The organism is Microbispora catharanthi, assembly GCF_006334915.2.
GTDB lineage: Bacteria > Actinomycetota > Actinomycetes > Streptosporangiales > Streptosporangiaceae > Microbispora > Microbispora catharanthi.
Genome location: NZ_VDMA02000007.1, coordinates 378049 through 384771 on the forward strand (window position 1 = coordinate 378049; position 6723 = coordinate 384771).

Genomic DNA, 6723 nt, shown 5'->3' on the forward strand with positions numbered 1-6723 from the left:
GGCGCCGGTGCGCCCGGGGATCCGCCCGCCGACCCGACCCGGTCGGGGCCGCTACGGAGAAGCCGTGCCGGAGACCGCGTACCCCGGAATCGACGGCCACCGGACGGTGAGCACCACCGACTCCTCTTCGGCATGCCAGGAGTGATCGACCCCGTGGCCCCACACCACGTAGTCGCCCTGATTCGCCAACAGCACGCTCCGCCCGGGACGGTCAGGTGCTGCACCACGATCGCCTCCAGTGCCCACCGCAACCCGCGACGGGACAGCTTCGCCCTCGGCTCGGCCGCGCGACTGGTGTCCTGCCGCCACACGTGCCCGCAGCCGGTGCAGCGGTAGCGGCGGATCGTGAGCAGCAGCGTCGTCGGTCGCCAACCGAATGGCTCGTGCGCAAGCCGTCGGGTCACCGAGTCGCGCGGTGCGCCTTGGCAGCCGCAGCGGCGGCACCAGTCGTCCGGCTCGACGACCTTGCAAGCCAGTACCGCGGTCAGGGTCAAGGCGCTGGCCGGTCACGACCAGCCCGAGTTCGTCCAGGCGGCAGAACGTGGTCAGGTCAGGGCAGGCGAAAGTAGGTTCGGACAGTCGAGGTCTTCTGGATGAGGCGTGTAGAACCTTCATCATCGGGAGGCCTCGACCTTTACCCGGCCACCGACGCGCCCCCCTCTGCCGGGCCCCGCAGAACTCATGCTGGACGTCCAACGCGTCAAGCGAGCAGGGCGGATGACCCGGCAGCACCTCGGGTGCATCAGCGATCCATCGAAGATCACTGACACGAGGATGGTGCACCAGTGAGCCTGCCCGCCTGGAGTCAGACGGGCTGGCCGATCGGACGGATCGTCACCGTGTTGAGGTCGACGCCTGCCGGCTGGTCGAGCGCGAAGCCGATCGCCTCGGCCACCGCATCCGGGCTCATCGCGATGGGGGGAGCCTGGCCGTGCCAGAACGCGGTGTCGATCATGCCTGGGTTCACGACCGTGACTCCGATGCCACGGGTCGTGGCGTGCAGGCGGAGATTCTCGGCGAAGCCGACCACTGCCCACTTCGTGGCGGAGTAGAGGTTGCCGGGGCTGTTCTTGATTCCGGCCACGCTGCCGATGAGCACCAGCCGGCCGCGGGACTGCTCGAGGTGGGGCAGGGTCGCCTTGGCCAGCAGAGCCGGTCCGAGCACGTTGGCGAGTACCATCGGTGCCCACAGCTCCGGATCGCCGCCGTCGATGACGCCGGCACCGCCCGTCCGGAAGTGATCCGCGGACGCGCCGCCAGCGTTCGCGATTGCCGCGTCGAGCGACCCGAAGCGCTCCACCGTGCTGGTGACCGCCGTGTTCGTGGAGTCCCAGTCGGAGGCATCTGCTACCAGGCCCAAGACGCGGTCCGCGTGGCCGACTTCGTCGAGGAATGCCTTGAGCCGACCAGGGTCGCGCCCGGTGACGGCGACCCTGTGGCCACGCACGAGCAGGAGCCGAGCGGTCGCGGCGCCGATCCCGCTCGTGCCACCGGTGATCAGGACCGTCTTTCCAGCGACCGGCGATGCGCCCGAGTCAGTGAGTGTGTCAGTCAGTGAGGTGTTCATGGCGTCCACTCTGTGGCGCTGCGCGGGCCCGCAACAGTTGCTTCCAAAGGTGGGGACGCCGTCCCCTGGCGCCAACGGCGCCGCCCAGGGAGGCTGTGCCTATGTCGAACACGAGGTACTCCGAACTCGGTGGCTTCCTGCGTTCGCGACGCGAGCGGATCCGCCCCGAGGAGGTCGGGCTCACGCCCGGCCCGCGGCGCCGCGTCCCCGGTCTGCGTCGCGACGAGGTCGCCGTTCTGGCCGGCGCCTCGGTGGAGTACTACACCGAGCTCGAGCGCGGTGCCGGCTCGCAGCCCTCCGACCAGATGCTCGCCGCGCTCGCCCGCGCCCTGCGCCTCAGTCGCGACGAACGCGACCATCTGTACCGGTTGGCGAACCGCCCGATCCCGCACCAGGGCGGGACGGCGTCACACGTCCACCCCGCGATGCTCGACCTGCTGACACGAATCGACGGGACCCCGGCGATGGTGAGCACCGACCTGCACACCGTTCTGGTCCAGAACCCGCTCGCCATCGCGCTGCTCGGCGACCTGTCCGCGCACCACGGCCGCGCGGCGAGCTTCATCTACCGATGGTTCACCGACCCGGCCTCGCGGCAGATCTACCCGCAGGAGGACCTCGCCCCGCAGTCACGCTCGTTCGTTGCCGACCTGCGCGCGGCAGTCGGGCGACGCAGCCCAGGCGACGCCGAGGCGACCAAGCTGGTGGACGAGTTGCTGCAGCAGTCGCCGGAGTTCCAGGCGCTTTGGGCCGACCAGGACGTGGAGGTGCGCAGAGACGAGCGCAAGCGGATCGTCCACCCCACCGTTGGCATGCTCGACCTCAACTGCCTCAGCCTCTTCAGCGAGGACGGCCGCCAGCGGTTGCTCTGGTTCACCCCACGCGCCGGGACCGACACCGCCGAGAAGCTCGCGCTGCTGACCGTCGTGGGCACACAGGCGATGCGAACCGAACCAGTCCGATGAACCGACTGTCGTCTGCACGGCACTCATCGGCCAGCCCAGATCTACACCCTCAACTGTGAAGAGCCCCATAGCCCCGCACGTCAGCGAAGCCGTCAAGACCTGCGGGCTCCCGTCGCCGCCCAGGCGCGGCAGCCGGCGGAGGATTCAGCGGCGCCGAAGTGGCCCACGTCGTCCAGTCGATCCAGCTCACCGACCGCCCAGCGCTCCGCGCGATGCCCCAGGACCGTTACGCGAGCCTGAGCGGAAAGACCAAGATCGACTAGTGGCGCGCGCCGGCTCCTTGAGCACATCATGACAATTGCCTTACCTGCGAACGACAAACAGAGCACTATTTTCGAAATTGTCAACCGCACACAGAAAAGGCATCCGAGAGCGGCCATCCCCGGAAAAGTCAATAGCATTCTTTGATTTGTTCTCTTACGAGGCGCGTGATATCCAATTGGTCGCCGATTTTCACCAGCCCGCGCGGAGGGACTACGTCATGAACGAGCACTCGGCCGACGCCGTCTGGCATGTCGATCGCCGCTGCACCAACTGCGACGTCGCCCGGCAGCTCGCACCGGAACTGGTCGCCGAGGTCGACGGCCGCTCCTCGATCGTCCGCCAGCCGCGCACCGACGCGGAGGAACAAGCGTTGTACGCCGCGGCTTTCGCCTGTCACACCCGGTCGATCCGGCGCGGCACGCGCGGACCGGACCCGGCCTTCGACCCTTTCCCCCTCCGCCTTTCCGAGCACGTGCACCTGTGCGGGCACAACTCGCGGCACACGGCCGGCGCGAATTCCTACCTGCTGCGCCGGCCTGTCGGAAACCTGATGATGATCGACACGCCGCGCTGGAGTTCCGCCCTGGCCACGAAATACGCCGCCCTCGGTCCGATCACCGATGTGCTTCTCACCCATCGCGACCACGCCGCGCACGGCCGCGAATACGCCGACCGGTTCGGCGCCCGCCTGTGGATCCACGAGGGAGACCTGGCCGCCGCGCCGGACGCCGACAGCGTCCTCCGGGGCACCGAGCCGATCGGGATCGCCGACGGCGTGACCGCGCATCCGCTGCCCGGACACACCGAGGGCAGCGTGCTGTATGTCGCCGACGAGACCTACTGCTTCAGCGGTGACAGTTTCTACTGGTCCCGCACCGACGATGACATCGCCGTCGCCGAGTCGGTCACCTGGTACTCCATTACGGAACTGGCCGCGTCGCTGGCCCGTACGGCACCGCGGGTGCGTTTCGAATGGCTGCTGCCCGGCCACGGCGACCGCAAGCGACTGCCTGCCGACGAGTTCGCCCGCCGGATGCACGCCCTGGCCGGCCGCACCGGGCGGCTCTCACCCCGGCCGATCGACTTCACCGCGCTGCGCTGGTGACTCGCCCTCTCCCCACGAGCGGTGCGCCGCCGGCAGCCGCGCCGACAAGCACCGGCGTGCCATACCTAATACTCCAGCCGTAGATGGCGATCTTGCGCGTGGGCTGGTGGCGGAGATGGGGACGGCCACCGCGATCATCGAGTGTTGTGCTGACAATCAAAGATCGGGCGGTGGCCGCAAGCGGTAGCGTAGCGGCCTCGCGGTGGCAGGCGATGTTCGATGAGCTCACCGGCCGGATCGGCAGCAGGTTCTCCCGGGTGGAGCCGCGGCGGCGGGTCCGGGCTCTGCTGGGCGGGCTGCTGTCGGAGTTACCGCGTAAGAACTGCTGGACGCTGGCCGAATATGCCGGAGACCGTACGCCGGACGGGATGCAGCACCTGCTGTCGCGGGCGGTATGGGACGCCGACGCCGTGCGCGACGACCTGCGCGGCTACGTGGTGGAGCACCTCGGGCAGGACAGGGCGGTGCTGGTGGTGGACGAGACCGGCGACCTGAAGAAGGGCATGAGCACGGTCGGGGTGCAGCGCCAGTACACCGGCACCGCCGGACGGATCGAGAACAGCCGGGTCGCGGTCTTCCTGGCCTACTCCACCCCGGCCGGTCACGCGTTCATCGACCGGGAGCTGTATCTGCCCCGGGCGTGGACCGACGATGCCGGGCGGTGCCGGAGGGCGGGAGTACCCGCCGATCGCCAGTTCGCTACCAAGGGTGAGCTGGCGACGCGGATGGTCGCACGCGCTCTGGACGCAGGCGTCCAGGCGAGGTGGTGACCAGTGATGAGGTGTACGGCCAAAGCCCGCACCTGCGAGCGGAGCTGGAAGCCCGCCAGGTCGGGTACGTGCTCGCGGTCGCCTCCAGCCACAGGGTGACCATCGGCGCCGGGGTCTGCCGAGCCGATCAGGTGATCTTCTCGGTGGCGCAGGCGTCCTGGCAGCGGCTGTCGGCCGGCACGGGCGCGAAGGGGCACCGCTACTACGACTGGGCCGTCGTCGAGATCGACCGCGAAGGGCCAGGACGGCACTGGTTACTGATCCGCCGCAACCGGCGCACCAGTGAGCTGGCCTTCTACCGCTGCTACGCCCCGGCCCGGTTCCGCTGGCGGTCCTGGTCATGGTGGCCGGCCGTCGATGGACCATCGAGGAGTCCTTCCAGACCGGCAAGGGCCTGACTGGTCTGGACGAGCATCAAGTCCGCCGGTGGACATCCTGGTACCGGTGGACCACCCTGGCCATGCTCGCCCACGCCCTCCTCGCCGCGGTTACCCGCCCAAGAACGCGCTGCCCAGCCGGCCGAACCCGAACTGGCGCCGCTGACGCTCGCCGAGATCCGGCGTCTGCTCGTCCCGGTGCTCATCCAGACCGCCCACAGCATGACCCACCTGCTTCGCTGGTCCCGCTGGCGGCGACGCCACCAAGTCCGCGCCCAGGCCAGCCACTACCGGCGGCAAGCTCTTTACGAGCCATGATCAGGAACTACGGCTGGGGTACTAGGCCCCGCAAGCAGCGCGGCCTTGCCCAAGGTGACAGTGCCGACATTCAGGCGGACCAGCGACGCCCGATCGAGTACCTCGAGCACCCGCTGGGCCTCCTCCTCGTCAGGCCGCCCCTCGACGAGCTCGCCGAGGGTTGCGCTGCGCGCCACCTCCTCACCGTCCCGCACGTCTATCAGGCGCAACAGCAGGTCGCGTGCCACCTCGCGCTCGGCAGCGCCGCGTACACCTGCTCGGCGACCACGCCGAGCGCGGGTCTCGCTGCCAGGGAGTCCGGAGGCCGTACGCCCGCGGCGGCCTGCGCGCCGTCGGTCAGCAGGGCGCTTCCGGCGCCGGTTCCGCCGAGAAGGCCCAGCAGGAGCCGCTGGGCAAAGGGGCGTGGCGGCCGGGTCCTTAAACAGGGCGGTGACGACCAGTTCGCGCAGCCTGGTAGGTAGCGCGCCGAGATCGGGGTGATGGGTCAGCAGGCGGTTGATCACTGTGACCGGAGTGGGCGCAGCGAAGGCGCCGCGGCCGGTGGCGGCAAATAGGCCCACCGTTGCCCAGGCGGACACGTCGGATGCCAGGCTCGGCCCGGCCACCGGAGAACAGCTCGGGTGCCATGTAAGTGGGGGTGCCCATGAGTCCTTCGGTGATGCCGGCCGTGACCTCGGCCGTGCGGGCGATGCCGAAATCGATGACCCGGGTTGTGCCCGAGCATCCGGGCGGTGCAGAACGGCGGCACCCGCCCGGCCGCCAGGACGTCCTTGGCGAAGCGCCGCCGCAGGGAATGATCCCCGGCGAGGTAGGCGTGCGGTGCTGACCGACAAACGCTGCCGCTTCTCGCAGGCAAAATCAGGCCGCTCAGCTGCACAGATTGCCGCGGTTCAATCTCTGTAGCCGGCCCGCCATGCGCAGCACCTCAACGGCCCAACTACTGAGGTTGAACTCGTGGTGTCGTAGGGGCTGATGGCTCGTCGTCCGTGCGGTATCACCGGAGCATGCGATATCCACAAGGAGGCGGGCTGACTGCCGAACGGCAGCAGTTCCGCGAGGAGTTACGGCTCAAGGCGGCCGAGCGGTTCGCCCAGGGCGAGGCGAGCTCGGTCATCGCCAAGGCCCTGCGCGTCAACGTCCGCTCGGTACAACGGTGGCGGCAGAGGTGGGAGCAGGGCGGTCCGCGGGCCCTGCGGTCGCAGGGGCCGGCATCGCTGCCGAGGCTGAGCCAGGAGCAGTTCGCGCAGCTGGAGGCGGAGCTGGCCAAGGGGCCGACCGCGCACGGCTGGGAGGACCAGCGCTGGACACTGGCGCGGATCAAGACGGTGATCGGTCGGCGCTTTCACATGGCCTACAC

6 protein-coding genes and 2 pseudogenes are annotated in these 6723 nt (G+C 69.3%); 4 read left to right on the plus strand and 4 right to left on the minus strand.

Annotation, left to right across the window (positions count from 1 at the left end; all coding sequences use genetic code 11):
- Positions 1-51: 51 nt before the first annotated feature.
- The 3 genes and pseudogenes from FH610_RS16430 to FH610_RS16440 all read right to left on the minus strand — a co-directional run bounded on the left by FH610_RS16430 (position 52) and on the right by FH610_RS16440 (position 1567).
- Entirely contained in the window at positions 52-189 is a 138-nt protein-coding gene (locus FH610_RS16430; RefSeq protein WP_240809008.1) for a hypothetical protein, read from the minus strand.
- 17 nt (positions 190-206) lie between these two features.
- Positions 207-579, minus strand: a pseudogene (locus FH610_RS16435) (ISL3 family transposase); the annotation flags it as partial.
- A gap of 226 nt (positions 580-805) precedes the next feature.
- Positions 806-1567: an SDR family oxidoreductase gene (locus FH610_RS16440; protein ID WP_139575313.1), complete on the minus strand. Its 762-nt coding sequence runs from the start codon at positions 1565-1567 to the stop codon at positions 806-808.
- Positions 1568-1668: 101 nt separating this feature from the next.
- Here FH610_RS16440 and FH610_RS16445 point away from each other — a divergent pair, with 101 nt between their 5' ends.
- From FH610_RS16445 to FH610_RS16455, 3 genes and pseudogenes are all read left to right on the plus strand, one after another.
- Positions 1669-2532 carry a helix-turn-helix transcriptional regulator gene (locus tag FH610_RS16445; protein WP_139575314.1) on the plus strand — a complete coding sequence of 288 codons (864 nt, stop codon included), beginning with the start codon at positions 1669-1671 and terminating at the stop codon, positions 2530-2532.
- A 481-nt stretch (positions 2533-3013) separates the two neighbouring features.
- Positions 3014-3901, plus strand: coding sequence for a 4Fe-4S domain-containing protein (locus FH610_RS16450; protein WP_139575315.1), 888 nt, complete (start codon positions 3014-3016; stop codon positions 3899-3901).
- Positions 3902-4113: 212 nt separating this feature from the next.
- A pseudogene (locus tag FH610_RS16455) lies at positions 4114-5366 on the plus strand (IS701 family transposase).
- On the opposite strand, the gene FH610_RS16460 reads toward FH610_RS16455, so the two are convergent.
- The gene (locus FH610_RS16460) at positions 5354-5593 is read right to left on the minus strand and encodes a hypothetical protein (protein WP_139575316.1); all 240 of its coding nucleotides are present in this window, start codon (positions 5591-5593) and stop codon (positions 5354-5356) included. The pseudogene FH610_RS16455 and the gene FH610_RS16460 overlap by 13 nt on opposite strands.
- A 777-nt stretch (positions 5594-6370) precedes the next feature.
- Here FH610_RS16460 and FH610_RS16465 point away from each other — a divergent pair.
- A partial coding sequence (locus tag FH610_RS16465; protein WP_205825811.1) for a helix-turn-helix domain-containing protein occupies positions 6371-6723 on the plus strand: 353 nt, incomplete at its 3' end.